The organism is Herbaspirillum sp. GW103, assembly GCF_000261365.1.
Classification (GTDB): Bacteria; Pseudomonadota; Gammaproteobacteria; order Burkholderiales; family Burkholderiaceae_D; genus Herbaspirillum.
Window position 1 is genome coordinate 1,666,083 of sequence record NZ_AJVC01000003.1, and the last position, 18,897, is coordinate 1,684,979.

Genomic DNA, 18,897 nt, shown 5'->3' on the forward strand with positions numbered 1-18,897 from the left:
GCAAGTGATCGCGCGCCGCGCGGCGCTTGGCATCTCATCACCCATTGCAGGTTCCCATGTTAGAACAACAGCTCATCAATGCCCTCTCGCTGGGCAGCGTGTATGCGCTCTTCGCGCTCGGTTTCACGCTGGTCTTTGGCGTGTTGGGCGTGATCAATCTTTCGCACGGCGCCATCTTCATGCTGGGCAGCTATGCCGCCCTGCTGCTGGTGGAGCAGATGGCGCTGCCCCTGTGGGTGGCACTGCTGCTGGCCATGGTGGCCACCGGTCTGCTCGGCCTCATCATCGACGTGCTGGTCCTCAAGCCCTTGCGCCGCCGCAATGCACCGCACCTGATCCCGATGATCGCCACCATCGGCGTGGCCATCATGATCACCAACATTTCGCAGGGCATCTTCGGTGCCGAGAACAAGCGTTTCCCCCAGGGCACCATCCCTGAAGACAGCGTGAACCTGGGCAACCTGCACATCACTGCGGTCCAGGTGGCCATCATCGTGATTGCCTTCGTGCTGATGGTGGTGCTGCTGGGCGTGATGCGCAAGACCCAGCTGGGCCGGGCCCTGCGCGCCATCGCCGAGTCACCCAAGGCGGCTTACCTGCTGGGCATCAACGTCGAGGGCCTGTTCCTGCTGACCTCCTTTGCCGCTGCGGCCCTGGGGGGTGCGGCCGGCGTATTGGTGGGCGTGTCCTTCAATGCAATCTCGCCCTTCATGGGACAGCCGATGCTGCACAAGGGCATCGCCGTCATCATCCTGGGCGGCATGGGCGATATCCGTGGCGCCATGATCGGCGGCCTGTTCCTCGGCTTTGCCGAGGTGTTGACGGTGGCCTATATCTCCAGCGACTTCCGCGACGCGGTGGCGTTCGGCCTCCTGTTCCTGATCCTGCTGGTAAAACCCTCCGGCATGTTTGGCAAAGTGCTGGAAAGGAAGGCATAAGATGGGCTTCATGGATTGGTGGGATGGCTTCTGGGCCACCTACAACACGGTCATTTTCAGCGTCGGCGTCAATGCCATGCTGGCGCTCTCGATCTACGTCACGCTCTCCTGCGGCCTGCTCTCGCTGGCCAATGCGGCCTTCATGGGAATTGGTGCCTACACTGCCTCGCTGTTGACGATGCAGTTCGACATGCCCTTCCCTGTTGCGCTGGCCGCTGGCGGCGTGTTGCCCGCGCTGGTGGCGCTGGTGATCGGCATTCCCACGCTGCGCTTGTCGGGCGTGTATCTGGCCATGGCGACGCTGGGCTTTGGCGAAGTGGTACGGGTCATCGTGCTGAACCTGGACATCACCGGCGGGCCCATGGGCCTGAATGGTGTACCGCCGCTGACCGAGTGGTGGCACATCGTGCTGCTGCTGGGCGTGACCGTCTACGCCCTGGCGCGCCTGCGCCGCTCCAAGACCGGCCGCGCCTTCGAAGCCATCAAGGAAGATGAAGTCGCGGCACGTCTGATGGGCGTGAACGTGGCCGGCTACAAGCTCTTGGCCTTCGTCATCGGGGCGGCCATCGCGGGCGTGGCCGGTGGCCTGAACGCGCACTTCACCTTCACCATCGGCCCCAACAACTATGGCTTCGAGAACGCGGTCGACATCCTGACCATGGCTGTCTTCGGTGGCACCAGCAACCTGATCGGCCCGATGATCGGTTCGACGATACTCTCGCTGCTGCCGGAAGTGCTGCGTCATTTCAAGGACTTCCGCCTGGCCATCAATGGCCTGATCCTGATCCTGGTGGTGCTGTACCTGCCCAAGGGCATCTGGGACCCGCGCCGCATCCGCGCCTTCCTGGGCCGCAACGCTGAGAAGAAGGTGAAGTAATGCTTCTACAACTGAACGACATCAGCAAGAACTTCGGTGGCCTGCAAGTGCTGCAGGGTGTGAACTTCAACGTCAAGGAAGGCGAGATCTTCGGCCTGATCGGCCCCAACGGTGCCGGCAAGACCACCGTCTTCAACCTGATCACGGGCCTCTTGCGCGCCTCCTCCGGCAGCATCCGCTTCAATGACGACGACATCGGTGCCGTCGCCCCGCACAAGATCACCGAGCGCGGCATTGCCCGTACCTTCCAGAACATCCGCGTGTTCAAGGAAATGACGCTGCTGGAAAACGTGGTGGTCGGCATGCACGAACACCTGAACTATGGTGTGACCAGCATGCTGTTGAACCTTGGCGGTTTCCGCAAGGCCGAAAGTGAAGCCCGTGAACGTGCGCTGGAACTGTTGTCCTGGGTGCGCCTGGATCACAAGGCGCACATGCTGGCCGACAGTCTCTCCTATGGCGAGCAGCGCAAGCTGGAGTTCGCCCGTGCCCTGGCGACCAAGCCCAAGCTGTTGTTGCTGGACGAGCCGGTGGCCGGCATGAACCCGGCCGAGAAGACCGAGCTGATGAGCGAGATCGTCAACATCAAGGCGCGCGGTTTCACCATCTTCATGATCGAGCATGACATGCGTTTTGTCATGGGCCTGTGCGAGCGCATCGCGGTGCTGAACTTCGGCAAGATCATCGCCGAGGGCACGCCAGACCAGATCAAGAACAACCAGGAAGTGATCGAGGCCTATCTCGGCAAGGAAGAAGCATGAGCGCCAGTGGTAACAAGCAACCCATCCTGCAGGTCGAGGACCTGGCCGTGGCCTATGGCCACATCGAAGCGGTCAAGGGCATCAGCCTGTCGCTGAACGAAGGCGAAATCACCGCGCTGGTCGGTGCCAATGGTGCCGGCAAGAGCACGTCGCTGCTGGCCATCTCCGGCCTGGTGAAGGCACAGCGCGGCCGTGTGCTGCTCAACGGGCAGGATTTGCTGCAGATGTCACCGCACCGCATCGTTGAATCCGGCGTGGTGCAGGTCGCTGAAGGCCGTGCCACCCTGACCACGTTGAGCGTCGAAGAGAACCTGGCCCTGGGCGCCTATACCCGCAAGGACAAGGAAGGCGTAGCGCGGGATCTGGAGTGGGTGTATTCCCTTTTCCCGGTGCTGAAGAACCGTGCAGCCGGGCTGGCGGGCAATCTCTCGGGCGGCGAGCAGCAGATGCTGGCCATTGGCCGCGCGCTGATGGCCAAGCCCAAGGTGTTGTTGCTGGATGAACCCTCGATGGGGCTGGCCCCGCTGATCATCCAGGAAATCTTCCGCATCGTGCAGGAGATCAACAAGACCGGCATGACGGTGCTGCTGGTGGAACAGAACGTGCGCCAGGCGCTGCGCATTGCGCAGCGGGGCTATGTGCTGGAGACGGGCAAGATCGTGCTGGAGGATAGCGGTGCGAATCTGCTGGGCAATCCCAAGGTAGTGGAGGCTTATCTGGGCGGTTGATGGGGATGGCGGGCACCGACGAAAAATAATAAAAAATTTTTCAATTAGGTGTTGACCATCGGGCTGATAGGCCTTAATATGCAGCCTCTTTCAAGCACAGCAAGTCACCGCTGATGCCAGAAGGCCCACGTGGCGGAATTGGTAGACGCGCATGGTTCAGGTCCATGTGCCGCGAGGTGTGGGGGTTCGAGTCCCTCCGTGGGCACCAGACATAAAAGGTCGGTTGATGAAAATCAACCGACCTTTTGCGTTTCTTGGATCGGAAAATAGTTTTACTTTTTGATGGTTTTTCTTTGAAAACTACCTCTTCAAATTGTTAGTTTTCAGGAGCTCGCTTCATTCTTGAGCAGCCATTTTTTACTTAGTTTTTTAGGAATAAAAAACTTAAAAAAACAGGTGACAACTTAAAAGTTTGCCCTTAGAATGCAGCCTCTTTCAAGCAATGCAGTTTGAACGCATTGGCAGAAGGCCCACGTGGCGGAATTGGTAGACGCGCATGGTTCAGGTCCATGTGCCGCGAGGTGTGGGGGTTCGAGTCCCTCCGTGGGCACCAAAATAGAAAAGGTCGATTGACGAAAGTCAGTCGGCCTTTTGTATTTTGGGGTCCACGAGCAAAGCGCCTGCGCGCTTTGCGGGAGGGGCGAGAAAGTCCGGCCTTGCAAGGCCGGACGGGGTCGCGGGACGTGACCGAGTGCCTCAGTGCGCAGCAAAATGGAAAAGGTCGATTGACGCAAGTCAGTCGGCCTTTTGTATTTTTCGGGGGGCACGTCATGACGGCTAAGTTATCCGAAGTGTCGTTTTTATTATTTCTTGCGCGCCGTGCAGAATACTCAGAGTCGATCAAGAAACGACATCCTCAATTCCCACGCTTGCCCACCACCTTGCCACCTGGTCGCTCCACCGCCCCCCGCACCTCAAATCGCACCCGATCCAGTTCCTTGCCGGCCTTGTCCTGCAACACCAGCACATGCTTGCCCGGCCAGGGCATCCAGTCGAAACTCAAGTCCTCCAGCGCAGGCGCAGACGTGCTCGCCACCACCTTCTGTGCCTTCACCCTGCCCGCCTGCATGACCTCCTGCGGCATCAGCTTGCCGTCCAGCATCCAGCGACTACCGGCAGGCGCACCCTGGGCGCGGAAGCGGATGCGCTGACGGGCAGGCGGAATATCCGGGTCCAGTGCCGCCAGCATGCCCGTGGTGGGATAGGTGATGGCAGGACGGATATCGCGCGCATGCGCCAGCCGGATCTCGGCCTGCGCCGTGCCGGGCAGAAAATATTCCGTGCGCGCCGCTTCCACCTCCTGCTCATAACGGATCACCTGCGCCTGCACGCCAATTGGTTTGGCAGGCGGTCCGTTGCCTGCATCGCGGCCACCGTTGCGTCCACGCTCATGCAGATACTGCATGACTTCCTGCCACACCGGTGCCGCCCCCGTCACACCGGACACGTCCCACATCGGCGCACCAGAAGCGTTTCCGACCCATACCCCGACGGTATAACGCGAGGAATAGCCCACGCACCAGTTGTCGCGCATGTCCTTGGAGGTGCCGGTCTTGACCGCCGTCCAGATGCGCGTGGATAGCGCATTCTCCAGACCGAAGGTACGGGCGCGCGCACTGCGGTCCGAAAGAATATCGCCGACGATGTAAGCCGCATCTGGGTCCATGACCTGCATGGTGCGCGCTGTGGTACGGGCCTCATCGAGTCGCGTGCGCAATGGCGTGTAGCGCCCCTGATTGGCCAGCACGCGATAGGCATTGGCCAGGTTGGCCAGGGTCACATCGGCACTGCCCAACGCGAGGCTGTAGCCATAGTAATCGCCGCTCTCGCGCAGGTTGAAACCCAATGCCTGCAAGCGACGGAAGAAGCGTTCGGGCGTCACCATCACCAAGGTGCGCACGGCGGGGATATTGAGGGAGGAAGCCAGTGAGGTACGCAGGCTGACCAATCCCTTGTATTGCTTGTCGTAGTTCTGGGGGATATAGAGCCCCGCCGAAGTGGCAAGGTTGACGGGAGAGTCGTCCAGCAGGGAGGCGGCCGTCAGCCATTTCTTTTCGATCGCCAGTTCGTACAGGAAGGGCTTGAGGGTCGAACCCGCCTGCCGCTGTGCGACTACACCATCCACATTGGCCGCCGCCGACAGCGGGCCGCTGGAACCAACCCAGGCCAGCACCTCGCCGCTGGCATTGTCGATGACGATAATGGCACCGTCCTCGATGTTGCGGTCGGCCAGTCCGGCCAGTTGATGACGCAAGACTTGTGTGGCAAAACGCTGCACGGGCGCATCGAGTGTGGAGCGCAATTGCTGGCCCGGTGCGTTCAGCAGCTTGCGCGCCAGATGCGGTGCCAGTTGCGGCGCTTCGCTGGTGCCCGGCAAATCACGTCTGGCTGACACGCGCGCCACGGCCAGTTCGGTGCGACCGTCCATGCCGCTGCACTGCTGCGCTGCCCCCTCCTCCTTGAGGATGGCGCAGGCACGTTCGGCCACGCGGCGCGGCGGCGCATTGGGCGCGCGGATCAAGGCGACCGCAATGGCGGCCTCACCCTGGTCGAGTCCGCTGGGATGCTTGCCGAACATCACCCGCGACAAGGCGTGCACCCCCACCAGTTCCCCCCGGAAAGCGACCAGATTGAGATAGGCCTCCAGGATCTGATCCTTGCGCCAGCTGCGTTCCAGCGACTGCGCAATCCATGCCTGCGAAACCTTCTGCGTGAACGAACGCGCGCCGGACTTGCGGTGCAGATCGTCATAGAGCAAACCCGCCAGCTGCATGGTGATGGTGGAGGCCCCGCGAGTCCTGGTGTTCCACAGATTTCCCCAGGCGGAGGCGGCCACGGCACTCCAGTCGATACCGCTGTGCTGGTAGAAGCGTCGGTCTTCCGAGGCAATCAAGGCATGGCGCAGGGCCGGCGAGACGTCTTCCAGTTTGACCCAGGCCAGCTTGCGCTCGTCCATGTTGATGCGCATGCGCTGCAACAGCTCGCCATGACGGTCCAGCAGACTGGCTTCGGAGGGCAGGAAATCGCGCTGCACCTCGTTGAACGAAGGCACCGCAGCCGCCGCTATCGGCAGCAGCAAGGCCAACATCAGCGCGCCCCTTGCACACAGTGCGCCGGGCCGGGATATGCGTGTGGTCATGCCGATCACGGCGCTGCCTTCACGACCAGCTTGCCATTGGGGATTTCACCAAACATCTCGGGCGCGTACATCGCTTCCACCCGCGTGGGCGGCAGGTTGAATTCACCGGCGTTGTTCAGACGCACGGTATAGCTGATGCTGGTGCGACCCTTGGGCATGGCCTCGTAGTAGGCGCGATAGGCTTCAAAGCTGCGCTCTTCATAGGCCAGCCAGCCCATGCCATGCTCACGCGGGGCCGCCTCTTTGCCCTGTGCGATGACGGAGTCGCGCCCCAGGCCGGAACCCAGCAGGGTGGCACCGCCCGGCACCGGATCGCTGACCACCACCCAGGTCATTTCGGCCTGGGCATCGATGTCCAGCGTCACGCGCAGCACGTCGCCACGGGTGTAGACGCCGGCTTGCTTCTGCTCGATGGCCTCGACCTTGCGGGTGATGCGATAACCGGCGGCGAAGGGCTGCTTCAAGGGCACCGCGGCCAGACTCTGCAGGGTGACCCATGGTTTGCCATTCCCCTCTTGCACCACGCGCACGCTGCCACCTTGCGCATTGCCTTGCGGCCACGGCAACTGCAACTTGCCGCCGTTGGCTGCGCCGCTCCAGGCCAGGCTTTGCGTGGCGGCGCTGGCACCGTTCTGCTCCAGCGTGGCGCGGGTGGTACCGGTGACCGCTTCGGACTCGAACTTGCGGGCGAATTTCTCCAGCGCCAGGCTGCCCCAGACGTTGGCCGTGGTGGTGCTCCAGTGGCCGCGCTGCTGCCGGCCGATGGCGCCGGCGATCAGGCGCGGCATGTCCTCGCGCCAGGCCGGGTTGTTCAGCTCCAGCAGGATCAGACGGTTGGCATTGGCATCGGCGCTGCTCATGAGCCACCACCAGTAATCGCCCTCTTCATTGGAGAAGCCCATGCGCGTACCCTGGAAGTTCAGGCGGGCGCGCAGGATCTGATCAGCTTGCTCCAGCTTCTTGTCGCGCTCGGGGATGGCGGCGACCCGCTGCAGGATGCCGATCCAGTCCAGCAGTGCCGATGTGGGCCAGACATTGGGGTTGATCTGGATCGAACCCAGCATCGCAGGCTGGACGCGGTTATAGCGCGACAGCGCTTCCAGCGCGGCCAGCTTGCGCACATCCAGATCCTTCTGCGGCGACCAGAATTCGCGCATGACCTTGCCTTCCACGAAGGCTGCCAGACCATCGAGCATCTTGTCGCGGCTGGCTTGCGGAATGGCGTAGCCGGCCTCGTTGGTGGCGGCCAGCAGATAGGCCGTCAAGGTATCGCTGCCCCGGCGCGCAGCACTATCACTGGGCGGGAAGTAATAGGCCAGGCCGTCGCCGTCCAGATAGGTCGGCAGGTCCGCCACGATCTTCTGCCAGGCCGCTTCATCGCGCAGACCGATGGCCTTGGAGGTCTTCTGCTCCAGGCAAGCAAAGGGATAATTGACGAAGTAGCGGGTCAGGGCATCACTGCCACCGGCCAGGCTGGGCTTGAGCGAGATCGCCAGGCCACCGCGCCCGGGCAGGCTGTCGGCGTGCCGCGCCACGTTCATGGCAGCACTCTTGTCCAGCTGGAACAGCGTGGCCTGCTGCACCGTGACCGGCACGGCGGGCACAACGCGCTGGGTGAACTTCATCGCGTCACGCGCTTGCTGACCGCCCTGCTCCCGGGCGCTGATTTCCCAGGCCAGCTGGCTGATATCTTCGGGCGTCTGCACCGGCCACATGACTTCAGTGGACTGCCCGGCGGCGATCTTCACCTCACGTTCAGGCAGCGTCAGCGTACTGCTTGCAGTGCCCCCGTGCGCACGTGCGGCGACCTTGATGGTCATGTCGTGCGTGGTGGTGTTGCGTACGGTGACGGTGCCATTGAAGTTGTCACCTTCACGGACCAGCGGCGGCAGACCGGAAATGAGCTGCACATCCTGCGTGGAACGGATGCTGACGCTGCCGGTACCGAAATCGCTGATGCCGTTCTCGGCGATGGCAACGATGCGGAAGGAGGTCAGCGCATCATTGAGCGGCACATCGAGTTGGGCCTTGCCCTCTGCATCCAGAGTGACGCTGGGCTTCCATACCAGCAAGGTATCGAACAACTCACGCGTGGGCGCACGACCACCGCCACCGCCGGCCGGGGTGGCCTTCTTGCCGTAGTGGCGCTTGCCGACCACCTGCATCTGCGCGGTGGAGGTTTCCACGCCATAGCTGCGCCGTTGCAGCATCGCGTGCAATACATCCCAGCTGCCATTGGGCTGCAGTTCCAGCAAGGCTTCATCGACGGCGGCGAGCGCGAATTCACCACCGGCGGCGGGCTTGCCGTTGGGCAGCTTCACCTGCACTTGCACTTTCGCCGTGGCGCGGATCGGATACGTCGGTTTGTCCGTCGTGACCGCCACCTGCAGACGATGGCCCGCATCACCGACGTTGACTTCGGCAATACCGAATTTCCAGGCCGGCTTGGAAAGATCGACGACGGGGCCCGGTCCCTGGTATTGGCGGAATTCATGCCACCAGTTGATCGGTTCCTTCCAGCCCCAGATGAAGAAGGAATACCACGGCACCTCGCGCATGCGGCCACGCACAGCCAGGACCGACACATAGACGTTGGGACCATACTCGGCCTTCATCGGCACACTGATGGCGGGATCCTGGCCGGACAGCTGCACCACGCGCGTATCGATGACACCCTCGCGTTCGACCGCTACCAGGGCGGTAGCGTGGCGGAATGGCATGCGTACCTGGAAGGTGGCGGTCTCACCGGGCTGATAACTTTTTTTCTCGGGCAGGATATCGATACGGTCCTGGTTCTCGCCATCGAACCAGACTTCGCCGCGTCCCGTGACCCACACCGAGGAGCGGGCGGCAGCGGCGTTGCCATGGCCATCCCTGGCGCTGGCGATCAATTCCACATTGCCCGCTTCCGACAATTCCGTCTCGCAGGTGAACATGCCGTGCGGGTCGCTCTTGCCGGAGCAGAGCTTGCCCAGGTCCTGCTTGCTCTCATCGTTTTCATACGCATAGAAGCCGCCGACCATGCGCTTGCGGTGCGAGTTGGTCTTGCGCGCCAGGCCACGGATTTCCACCGGCACACCGGCTTGCGGCTGGCCTGCGGTATTGAGGGTGACGGCAGTCAGTGTGAGCTTCTTCTTCACCGAGACCCAGTTGCCGGTACGCAGGCCGACCACCACGGCGGAAGGCCACAAGGGCGTAACGCTGGAGATGGTCTGCACCTCGCCATTGGGGTCGCTGTAGGTCATTTCGGTGAGCAGTTCCTGCGGGCGTTGCAGCGCGGGCAGTTTGCCGATCACGGCGCGGCCTGCACCGTTCTTGTCGAGCGTGACGGCCAGCTTGTCGGCGACGATCTTCTGGTCGTCCGCGTTGCTGTCGTCATCCTCGCGCGGCGCATCGAAAGAGAAACCGTCGTAACCGGACATGTTCAGCGACCGCGAGCGCAGCAGCGAGGACACCTGCACCGCCTGGTTGGCCGCTGCGCCACCGTTGATGTAGTTCAGCTGCAGGTCCAGCGGCAGTTCCTTGATGGCGACCTGCGCGCCCTTGGGAGGCGTGATGCGCCCCTGCATGAGCGGCAGGCGGAATTCCTCCACGCGGAAGGTACCGGTGACGTAGCTGCCACGGCCATAGTGATCTTCGTCATCATCGTCAGTCTGCTCACCCGTATTGGACCTGACGCGCCCCTGGTCGAGCACGACTTCATAGCTGCCCAGCCTGGCTTGCCTGGGCAGGACGAAGGTGGTCTCGGCGCTCCTGTTGCCGCGCCAGGTCAGCGGGAACTGGTATTGCTGGCCACTGCCAAGATGGCTGATGCGAATGCGCGTGGGCAGGTCTTCCTTGCGCATCAGGCCAAAGCCTTGCATGGTCTCGGTGCGGATGACGTGCTTCATGGATACCGTTTCTCCCGCACGGAACAGGGTGCGATCGAAGATCGTGGTAGCGCGCGTGGTGACCGACTTGTCCATATCGGTGGGCAGGTTGAAGCGCCAGGATTCGATGCCCTCGTTCCACGAGGTCAGCGCGAAGGCCATGTCCTGGCGCCCCTTCTCGTCGGTCTTGCGGGCGCTGACGAAGAGGCCATTGACCTTGTCGGCGTTCTCGGGGCTGTAGCCACGGTTGGCGCAGGCATCTTCCAGCACCGGCATCATGGCCACGCCGCTGGCATTGGTCCGGCCCTGCCAGAGCTGGGTGCCGTCGCAATTGGAGACGCGGATCTCGGCATCGGCCACCGGCCTGGCATCATCCAGTCGGGTTACCCAGACCGCGCCATTGACGCGACCCAGCTTGACGTGCACCGACAGGTTGGTCACCAGCGCGCTGGTGCGCACGTACATCGGCTGCGGCTTGCCCAAGAGCGAGGCACCCAGTTTCTGCGATTCCAGTTCGACCACGTAGAAGCCGGGGTCCTTCAGCGGAATGCCGATCACTTCAAACGGCCATTGGCCATCCTTGGCGTCCTTCTGTGCGGGCAAATCGAGTTTCTTCGCGCCCGGTTCCCTGGCCAGCAGGCTGACGCTGCGCGTATCTATCTTCTTGGGATCACCCCATTTCTCGTGATATTTGTTCAGGCGCGTGAGCCAGGCGATGACGGCCTTGTCGCCATCGACCTTGAGGTCGGCCACCTGGCCGGGCATGGCGCGGCCATCCTTGCCGCGCACCAGCAGACCGGCTTCCACGCGGCGCAGCGTGACCGGCAGTGTGGGATCGGCGTTGAGTTCGATGATGCCGAAGGGTGCCGCCGGGAATTTGGCCAGCGGCGGGAAATCGGCCAGCGCCGATTTCAACGGGAAGCTGCCCGCATTGGCCAGCGTACGCCCATCCTCATCCTTGAAGCCGGAAGGCAGGCTGATGGTGAAGTCGGATTTCTCCGGGAATGGCGGCTTGAAGCGCAGCTCGCGCACCGCTTCATCCTTGTCGCCTTCCAGGGTCGGCTTGATCTTGCCGGTGGTGGCGTTCATCACCACCTGTTCGGCCAACCTGCGCGGCACCGGAGCCGAGAACGACAGCGTCACCGGCAGGATCGGCGAGCAGGCCGCATTGGCGTTCTCGCGCTGGCACGACAGGCTGGCGGCGAATTCGCTGCGTACCTGGAAATTGAAGACCTGCGGCTTGGAGGTGACGATGGAAGGCGCATTGGCGGCGGCGATGCCGCGATCCCAGACCAGTTTCACATGCGCCTCGTTGGGCAGGCGCTGCTGGCACTGCACGATGGTCACCGACGCCGGGTCCACGCCTTTGGCGAACTGCTGCAGCAAGGCCTTGCGATCAGCGTCTCCGACGGCTTTGGTGGGGATGCGCTCGTTGATGCCTTCGGCTTCGCAATACAGATGCTCGCGCACGGAGCCCTCGGTGGCCGGGCCGTTCTGGAACAGGATGAAGGCCTGGTCCTCGGTGATCCGGGCGCCATCGTAGGGCTGCACGCGACTCACGGCCGGACCGCCCGTGCTGAACTGGAAGCGCGTCTTGCCGCTGACGGTATTGCCGGCCTGCGAGCGTACGTCGCCGCGCAGGCTGAAGCTGCAGCGCGTACCGGGCGGCAGGTCGCGTTCGAAGTCGTAGACCCAGTTCTTGTCATCGACCCAGCGCGCCGTGCCGCTGACGGCGCAATCGGCATCGAAGGGTGAGGCGGCCTTGGGATCGCCGAACTTGATCATCGATTCCGAAAAGCGCGCCCGTACCTGGCGGATGCGCTGCACGTCGCCCTGTGGCGAAAAGGACAGCACGCTGGCATTGGCGGCCTGCGCCGCCGGTGCAGTGAGCACAGTGGCCGTGCCCAGCGTGACCAGCAGCGCAGCCGCCGCCAGCAGCCCTCGCAGCGGGTGGCACAGGGCCGTGAACCATGGACGGCCTGTGGCCATGCCGTTCTCCGTTTGCTTCATCTTGTTCTCTCCGGATCAATCTTGTCTTGATGACAGCCACAGGACGCTTCCCCCTTGCGGCAACGCTGGCGCTCAGACTGGAATAACGGCAAAACGTTTCCGATTTACAGCTTGCACTGCAAAAAATCTAGGAAACAGCTGATGCGGCGTGACAATTGGGTGTTGTGATAGTAGACCGCCGAGATCTTCTGGCGAAAACCGCTATCGTAGTGCTCCAGCAGCCGGACCAGGCGCCCGGCGGCCAGATCGGCAACGGTCATGAAGTCGGACAGGCAGGCAATGCCCTGCCCCTGCAAGGCCAGGTGACGGAGGGTCTCGCCACTGGAGGCGCGGATCGCCGGGCGGACCTGGTAGCGGTCCCCGGCGGTGTGGCGTAGCGGCCAGTGATTGAGGATGTCCGGCTGGGAAAAACCGATCAGTTGGTGCTGCTCCAGCGCTTCCACCGACTCCGGCGCGCCGTGGCGGGCAAGGTAATCGGGACTGGCCACGATGTTCAGGCGCGCCGAACTCAGGGGCCGCGCATGCAGGGTGGAATCCTGCAGTTCGCCGATGCGGATGGCAATGTCGGCGCGCTGCTCCACCAGGTCGATGAAGCGGTCATTGGTGGTCAGCTCCAGTTCGATGTCCGGGTAGGCTGCGCGGAAAGCCCCTACATGCGGAACAATACAATGCAGCATGAAAGGCACTGCCGCATCCACACGCAGCTTGCCAACCGGCTTGCGGGTGCGCATGCGCACCGTGTCTTCGGCTTGCTCCATGGCGGCCAGGATGGCGCGCGCCTGCTCCAGGAAGGCTTCACCCTCTTCGGTCAGTTCCATGCGGCGCGTGGTACGGGTCAAGAGGCTCGCGCCCAGCTTCTCTTCCAGCCGCGACAACGCCCGGCTCACCCCTGAGGTGGTCTGCTCCAGCACCTCGGCGGCCGCCGAGAGCGTGCCCGCCTCCACCACGGCGACGAAGGTGCGCAATTCCTCGGATTGAATGCTCATTGTTGACTCCGGATCAAATATTCTTTGATTGTAACGGCATTTTTCTCAACAAAGACTGCGCGCACAATCCTTCATATCGCTGGCAATCCCCCTCTCGGATCAGCCGGCCTGAACCCCTCACCTATCAAGGATTGCCATGCCAATTGCACTTTGGGCGCTGACCATCAGCGCATTCGCCATCGGGACTACCGAGTTCGTCATCATGGGTCTGCTGCCAGAGGTAGCGACCAACCTGGGCGTGAGCCTCTCCTCGGCCGGCCTGCTGGTGACCGGTTATGCCCTGGGCGTGTTCGTGGGGGCCCCGCTGGTCACCGCCACCACCGGACGTTTGCCGCGCAAGACCTTGTTGATTGCACTGATGGTGGTGTTCGTCATCGGCAACCTGGCCTGTGCCATCGCGCCGGACTATGCCACGCTGATGATCGGGCGCGTGGTGGCGTCCTTTGCCCATGGTGCCTTCTTCGGGGTCGGCTCGGTGGTCGCGACCGGCCTGGTCCCCAAGGAAAAGCAGGCCTCGGCCATCGCCCTGATGTTCACCGGCCTGACGGTGGCCAACGTGCTGGGCGTGCCCTTCGGCACCTGGCTGGGCCAGAGCCATGGCTGGCGTGCCACCTTCTGGGCGGTGACCGCCATCGGCGTGATCGCGCTGGCCGCCACGGCCGTGCTGGTGCCGCGCTCGCAAGGCGGTGACGAAGCCGACTTCGGCAAGGAAGTGCGCGTACTGATGCGCCCGCAGGTAATGCTGGGGCTGTTGATGACGGTACTGGGCTTTGGCGGCGTGTTTGCGGCCTTCACCTACATTGCCCCGATCCTGACCGACATCAGCGGCTTCCCGCCCTCGGCGGTCTCGCCCATCCTGCTGCTGTTCGGCCTGGGGCTGGTGATCGGCAATCTGGCCGGCGGCAAGCTGGCCGACAAGAAGCTCATGGCGACCCTGCTGGGCAGCCTGGTGCTATTGGCCGCGGTGCTGTTGCTGTTTGGCCTGACCAATGGCAACAAGATCGCCGCCATCATCGGCGTGGGCCTGATGGGCATGGCCGCTTTCGCCACCGTGCCGCCGCTGCAGATGCGCGTACTGGAAAAGGCGACCGGCGCGCCCAACCTGGCCTCCTCGGCCAACATCGCCGCCTTCAATCTGGGTAATGCCGCCGGTGCCTGGCTGGGCGGTGTGACCATCGATCATGGCCCGGGCCTGCATGCGGTGCCTTATGTCGCTGCACTGCTGCCGCTGGCGGGCATCGTGGTAGCCCTGGTGAGCTGGAAGATGGATGCCAGCCCGGCCGCGCTGTCCCGCACCGAACGCACCACGACCTGCTGATCCCCGGAGAGCGCCATGACCCATTCCGCAATCGCTACCCCGCCGCAGCGCCACACCGCCCTGGTGGTAGGTGCCCACGGCGTGATCGGTAGTCAGTTGATCGCACACCTGCTATCCCTGCCGCAATGGGAGGTCATCGGCCTCTCGCGCCGGGGTGGCGAATCCCGCAAGCAGGCGCGACTGCGCTACGTCGCCGTGGACCTGCTCGATGCCGCCGACACCGAACGCCAGCTGGCACCGCTGGAACAGGTCACGCACGTGTTCTACGCCGCTTACCAGCACCGGCCCAGCTGGAGCGAGCTGGTCGCGCCCAACCTGGCCATGCTGCAGCACACGGTGCAGACGGTGGAAGCCCGTGCGCCGGGCTTGCGGCATATCAGCCTGATGCAGGGCTACAAGGTCTATGGCGGCCATCTCGGTCCCTTCAAGACGCCGGCACGCGAGAGCGATGCGCAGTTCATGCCGCCCGAATTCATGTTCGACCAGCAGCGCTGGCTGGCGCAGCGGCGCATTGATTCAGGGTGTAACTGGAGCTGGTCGGCACCGCGCCCGGCCGTCGTGGGAGGCGCGGCCCTGGGCAATCCGATGAACCTGGCGCTGGCCATTGCACTGTACGCCTGCATGAGCAAGGCGCTGGGGCTGCCGCTGCGCTTTCCCGGCAAGCCCGGCGCCTACGACAAGCTGGTCGAAATGACCGATGCCGGCCTGCTGGCCAAGGGCACCGTATGGGCGGCCACCACCGAGACCGCGGCCAACCAAGCCTTCAATTTCGGCAATGGCGACCTGTTCCGCTGGAGCGAGATGTGGCCCAAGATCGCCCGTTATTTCGGCATGGAAGTCGGTACGCCGCTGCCGCTGAAGCTGGCCGAGGTGATGGCCGACAAGGCACCCTTATGGGAAAGGATCGTCACGGCGCATGGCCTGAAGCAGCATCCTTATGCTTCACTATCGGCGTGGGAATTTGCCGATTTCGTGTTCTCCTGGGACTACGACATGTTTGGTGATGGCAGCAAGGCGCGCCGGCTGGGCTTTCATGAGTATGTGGAAAGCGAGCAGATGTTTTATCAGCTCTTTGATACCTTCAAGGAGCGCAAGATCATTCCGTGGTCCTGATGCCTTGCCTCGCCTCGGCGGATGAAAAAAAGAGCTTGCCGCAGCAAGCTCTTTTCACATCTGCCTCCATGAAACTGAAGCAAAAGGTCAGGCACCCTTCTTGATCCAGGCCGCCAGCTGATGCGGGCCCAGGCCGTCATATTCTTCGAACGGCTGGTGAATCCAGGGGTTGGTCGGCAGGTAGTCGATGTGGAAGTCAGGTTCCACCACCGAGCAGGCCTTCCACCACAACACGGCACTCTTGATCTCGGTGACGGCAGGGTAATGTTCCTTCAGGTGGACCATCACCTTCTGCAGGGTCACGCCCGAATCGACCAGGTCGTCCACCAGCAGGATGCGTCCACCCAGGGTTCCCTTGGTGATGGTGATGTACTTGGCGATGTCCAGGGAACTGCGGATGGTGCCGGCCGCTTCACGGTAGGAGCTGGTCGAGAGAATGGCCAGCGGGACATCGAAAATGCGCGACATCACGTCACCCGGGCGCAGGCCGCCGCGCGCCAGGCACAGCACCTGGTCGAACTGGTAGCCGGATTCGTAGACCTTCAATGCCAGTCGTTCGATCAGGCGGTTGTAGTCGTCCCAGGAGACCCAGAGGTCTTTGTCGTCAGAGATCTTCATATTCTTGATTGCTTCGTAGTGCCTTGTGCCCTTGCGGGCGATTGCGTGGTGAATTACTTGAACGGATGACGCAGGACGATGGTCTCTTCGCGGTCCGGGCCGGTGGAGATCATGTCGATGGGCACGCCCACCAGTTCCTCGATGCGCTTGATGTAGGCGCGGGCGTTGGCCGGCAGTGCGTCCAGCGACTTGGCGCCGACGGTGGTCTCGGACCAGCCGGGCATTTCTTCGTAGATCGGCTCGCAGGCGGCTGCCTCTTCAGCGCCGACCGGGAAGATGTCGACGGTCTTGCCATTGAGCTTGTAGCCGGTGCAGAGCTTCAACGACTCCAGGCCGTCCAGCACGTCCAGCTTGGTCAGGCACATGCCCGAGACACCGTTGATCTGCACCGAGCGCTTCAGCAGCGCGGCATCGAACCAGCCGCAGCGGCGCGCACGGCCGGTGACGGTACCGAATTCATGGCCAACCGAGGCCAGGTGCTTGCCGGTGCCGGCGTCCGTCGGCAGTTCAGCCGGGAACGGACCCGAACCGACGCGGGTAGTGTAGGCCTTGGTGATGCCCATGATGTAGTGCAGCATGCCCGGACCCACGCCCGCACCGGCGGCGGCATTGCCGGCCACGCAGTTGCTGGAGGTGACGAACGGATAGGTGCCATGGTCCACGTCCAGCAGGCTGCCTTGCGCGCCTTCGAACAGGATCTTGCCGCCGGCCTTGTGAATGGCGTACAGGTCGCTGGAAACGTCGGTGACCATGGGCTTGATGCGCGGCACGTTGGCCAGGGCATCGTCCAGGGTCTTCTGGTAGTCCACCGGCTGGGTCTTCAGGTAGTGGGTCAGGACAAAGTTGTGGTAGTCCAGGTTGGCCAGCAGCTTTTCGGCAAAGCGCTTTTCGTTCAGCAGGTCAGCCACGCGGATGGCGCGACGGGCCACCTTGTCTTCGTAGGCCGGGCCGATGCCCTTGCCGGTGGTGCCGATCTTGTCGACGCCACGGGCGGCTTCACGCGCCACGTCCAGGGCCACGTGATACGGCAGGATCAGCGGACAGGCGTCCGACACCTTCAGGCGCGAGCACACTTCCACGCCGGCGGCTTCGAGCTTGTCGATCTCGCGCAGCAGGTCGGGCACCGACAGCACCACGCCGTTGCCGATGTAGCAGGCCACGCCTTCGCGCATGATGCCCGAGGGGATCAGTTGCAGCGCAGTCTTCTTGCCGCCGATGACCAGCGTGTGGCCGGCATTGTGGCCGCCCTGGAAACGCACCACGCCTTGGGCGTGATCGGTCAGCCAATCGACGATCTTGCCCTTACCTTCGTCGCCCCATTGCGTACCGATGACGACGACATTCTTTGCATTGCTGTTCTGTAACATGACTCAACCCAAGTTTTTGATAATCCAGTTTCCATTGCTGAAATCGAGTGCGCGATCGCAATCGAATTCGTCCTGATCGTGTTCGTGGCCGGGAAGGCTTTGGATCACGATCTCTCCCGCTTGCCGCAATTGCGCTATTTTCTCACGCAGACCGGCGTCCCTGCCCCAAGGGGCGAGGATGGCGCGTTTTCGTTCCGCGCCCGGCATCAGTCGTGCCAGTTCACGCAGGTCCAGGGAGAAGCCGGTGGCCGGCCGCGCACGGCCGAAGGCTTCACCCACATGGTCGTAGCGGCCGCCGCGCACCACCGCATTGGGCAGGCCGGGCACGTAGGCAGAGAACATCACGCCGCTGTGGTAATGATAGCCGCGCAGGTCGGCCAGATCGATCGTGACGGCCGCGCCTTCATGGCCGGCAGCCAGTTCCACCACGGCCTGCAACTCGTCGAGCGCCTGGCCGATGCCAGGCAGTGCCGGCAAGGTGATGCGGGCGCGCGCGATGACGGAAATGTCGCCATACAGGTTGGGCAGCGCAAGCAAGGCGGCGCGAGTACCGTCCTGATAGGCGGCGGTGATTTCCTTCAGGCCAGGCACATCCTTGGCCTGCAGCAGGCCGAAGAGCTGCGCCTCGTCGCGCTTGGCGGCGGCATCGTTGGCAATGATGGCGCGCAGCACGCCGACGTGGCACAGATCCAGGCGGATGGTGCGCATGCCGGCCAGGGCCAGCGAATTCAAGGCCAGTTCCTGAATCTCTGCGTCGGCTTCGATGCCGGCATGGCCATAGATCTCGGCACCAATCTGGATTGGTTCGCGGGTGGCGTGCAGGCCGGTCGGGCGAGTATGCAGGACACTGCCGGCATAGCACAGGCGGGTGACCGAGGCGCGATTGAGCAGATGGGCGTCGATGCGCGCCACCTGCGTGGTCATGTCGGCGCGCACGCCCAGAGTGCGACCGGAGAGCTGATCAACCAGCTTGAAGGTACGCAGGTCGGTGTCCTGGCCGGCGCCGGTGAGCAGCGATTCGAGGTATTCCAGCAGCGGCGGCATGACCATTTCGTAGCCGTACAGGCGGAAATTGTCGAGCAGGCGCCGGCGCAGTTCCTCGATCTTGCGCGCTTCGGAGGGCAAGACATCGGCGATGTTTTCGGGAAGAAGCCAGTTAGGCATAAACAAAAG

Annotated in this window: 12 protein-coding genes and 2 tRNA genes; 8 read left to right on the forward strand and 6 right to left on the reverse strand. The window is 63.0% G+C overall.

The features are described 5' to 3' along the window. Positions 1-56: 56 nt before the first annotated feature. From GWL_RS10965 to GWL_RS10990, 6 genes are all read left to right on the forward strand, one after another. Positions 57-938, forward strand: coding sequence for a branched-chain amino acid ABC transporter permease (locus GWL_RS10965; RefSeq protein WP_008329841.1), 882 nt, complete (start codon positions 57-59; stop codon positions 936-938). A gap of 1 nt (position 939) precedes the next feature. Continuing rightward, positions 940-1,815, forward strand: coding sequence for a branched-chain amino acid ABC transporter permease (locus GWL_RS10970; protein WP_008329842.1), 876 nt, complete (start codon positions 940-942; stop codon positions 1,813-1,815). Then, complete coding sequence (locus tag GWL_RS10975) at positions 1,815-2,576, forward strand: ABC transporter ATP-binding protein (RefSeq protein ID WP_008329843.1); 762 nt, start codon at positions 1,815-1,817, stop codon at positions 2,574-2,576. Before GWL_RS10970 ends, GWL_RS10975 begins: the two co-directional genes overlap by 1 nt. Next, positions 2,573-3,304 (forward strand): ABC transporter ATP-binding protein, encoded by a 732-nt coding sequence (locus GWL_RS10980; RefSeq protein WP_008329845.1) that lies wholly within the window; start codon positions 2,573-2,575, stop codon positions 3,302-3,304. Before GWL_RS10975 ends, GWL_RS10980 begins: the two co-directional genes overlap by 4 nt. 123 nt (positions 3,305-3,427) lie before the next feature. Beyond that, positions 3,428-3,512, forward strand: a tRNA-Leu gene (locus GWL_RS10985). A gap of 260 nt (positions 3,513-3,772) precedes the next feature. Continuing rightward, positions 3,773-3,857 (forward strand) — tRNA-Leu (locus GWL_RS10990). Between the two features lie 303 nt (positions 3,858-4,160). Here GWL_RS10990 and pbpC read toward each other — a convergent pair. The 3 genes from pbpC to GWL_RS11005 all read right to left on the reverse strand — a co-directional run bounded on the left by pbpC (position 4,161) and on the right by GWL_RS11005 (position 13,308). Next, the gene (pbpC, locus tag GWL_RS10995) at positions 4,161-6,392 is read right to left on the reverse strand and encodes a penicillin-binding protein 1C (RefSeq protein WP_008329847.1); all 2,232 of its coding nucleotides are present in this window, start codon (positions 6,390-6,392) and stop codon (positions 4,161-4,163) included. Positions 6,393-6,448: 56 nt separating this feature from the next. Next, positions 6,449-12,322 carry an MG2 domain-containing protein gene (locus tag GWL_RS11000; protein ID WP_008329849.1) on the reverse strand — a complete coding sequence of 1,958 codons (5,874 nt, stop codon included), beginning with the start codon at positions 12,320-12,322 and terminating at the stop codon, positions 6,449-6,451. Between the two features lie 104 nt (positions 12,323-12,426). Then, entirely contained in the window at positions 12,427-13,308 is an 882-nt protein-coding gene (locus GWL_RS11005; RefSeq protein WP_008329851.1) for a LysR substrate-binding domain-containing protein, read from the reverse strand. Positions 13,309-13,444: 136 nt separating this feature from the next. Here GWL_RS11005 and GWL_RS11010 point away from each other — a divergent pair, with 136 nt between their 5' ends. Both GWL_RS11010 and GWL_RS11015 read left to right on the forward strand, forming a co-directional pair. Next, entirely contained in the window at positions 13,445-14,626 is a 1,182-nt protein-coding gene (locus tag GWL_RS11010; RefSeq protein WP_008329854.1) for an MFS transporter, read from the forward strand. A gap of 15 nt (positions 14,627-14,641) precedes the next feature. Further along, positions 14,642-15,739, forward strand: coding sequence for an SDR family oxidoreductase (locus tag GWL_RS11015; RefSeq protein WP_008329856.1), 1,098 nt, complete (start codon positions 14,642-14,644; stop codon positions 15,737-15,739). 87 nt (positions 15,740-15,826) lie between these two features. Here GWL_RS11015 and GWL_RS11020 read toward each other — a convergent pair whose 3' ends face one another. From GWL_RS11020 to GWL_RS11030, 3 genes are read right to left on the reverse strand one after another with little or no spacing between them, the layout of a single operon-like run. Then, positions 15,827-16,357, reverse strand: a complete 531-nt coding sequence (locus GWL_RS11020; RefSeq protein ID WP_008329857.1) for a phosphoribosyltransferase — start codon at positions 16,355-16,357, stop codon at positions 15,827-15,829. Between the two features lie 53 nt (positions 16,358-16,410). Continuing rightward, complete coding sequence (locus GWL_RS11025) at positions 16,411-17,724, reverse strand: adenylosuccinate synthase (RefSeq protein WP_008329859.1); 1,314 nt, start codon at positions 17,722-17,724, stop codon at positions 16,411-16,413. Between the two features lie 3 nt (positions 17,725-17,727). Next, the gene (locus GWL_RS11030) at positions 17,728-18,888 is read right to left on the reverse strand and encodes an ATP phosphoribosyltransferase regulatory subunit (protein ID WP_008329861.1); all 1,161 of its coding nucleotides are present in this window, start codon (positions 18,886-18,888) and stop codon (positions 17,728-17,730) included. Positions 18,889-18,897 lie beyond the last annotated feature (9 nt).

Excerpts from the sequence above, each read along its gene's own strand:
- GWL_RS10965 (WP_008329841.1), top strand. The coding sequence starts at position 57 with ATGTTAGAACAACAGCTCATCAATGCCCTCTCGCTGGGCAGCGTGTAT.
- GWL_RS10970 (WP_008329842.1), top strand. The coding sequence starts at position 940 with ATGGGCTTCATGGATTGGTGGGATGGCTTCTGGGCCACCTACAACACG.
- GWL_RS10975 (WP_008329843.1), top strand. The coding sequence starts at position 1,815 with ATGCTTCTACAACTGAACGACATCAGCAAGAACTTCGGTGGCCTGCAA.
- GWL_RS10980 (WP_008329845.1), top strand. The coding sequence starts at position 2,573 with ATGAGCGCCAGTGGTAACAAGCAACCCATCCTGCAGGTCGAGGACCTG.
- pbpC (WP_008329847.1), bottom strand. The coding sequence starts at position 6,392 with ATGTTGGCCTTGCTGCTGCCGATAGCGGCGGCTGCGGTGCCTTCGTTC.
- GWL_RS11000 (WP_008329849.1), bottom strand. The coding sequence starts at position 12,322 with ATGAAGCAAACGGAGAACGGCATGGCCACAGGCCGTCCATGGTTCACG.
- GWL_RS11005 (WP_008329851.1), bottom strand. The coding sequence starts at position 13,308 with ATGAGCATTCAATCCGAGGAATTGCGCACCTTCGTCGCCGTGGTGGAG.
- GWL_RS11010 (WP_008329854.1), top strand. The coding sequence starts at position 13,445 with ATGCCAATTGCACTTTGGGCGCTGACCATCAGCGCATTCGCCATCGGG.
- GWL_RS11015 (WP_008329856.1), top strand. The coding sequence starts at position 14,642 with ATGACCCATTCCGCAATCGCTACCCCGCCGCAGCGCCACACCGCCCTG.
- GWL_RS11020 (WP_008329857.1), bottom strand. The coding sequence starts at position 16,357 with ATGAAGATCTCTGACGACAAAGACCTCTGGGTCTCCTGGGACGACTAC.
- GWL_RS11025 (WP_008329859.1), bottom strand. The coding sequence starts at position 17,724 with ATGTTACAGAACAGCAATGCAAAGAATGTCGTCGTCATCGGTACGCAA.
- GWL_RS11030 (WP_008329861.1), bottom strand. The coding sequence starts at position 18,888 with ATGCCTAACTGGCTTCTTCCCGAAAACATCGCCGATGTCTTGCCCTCC.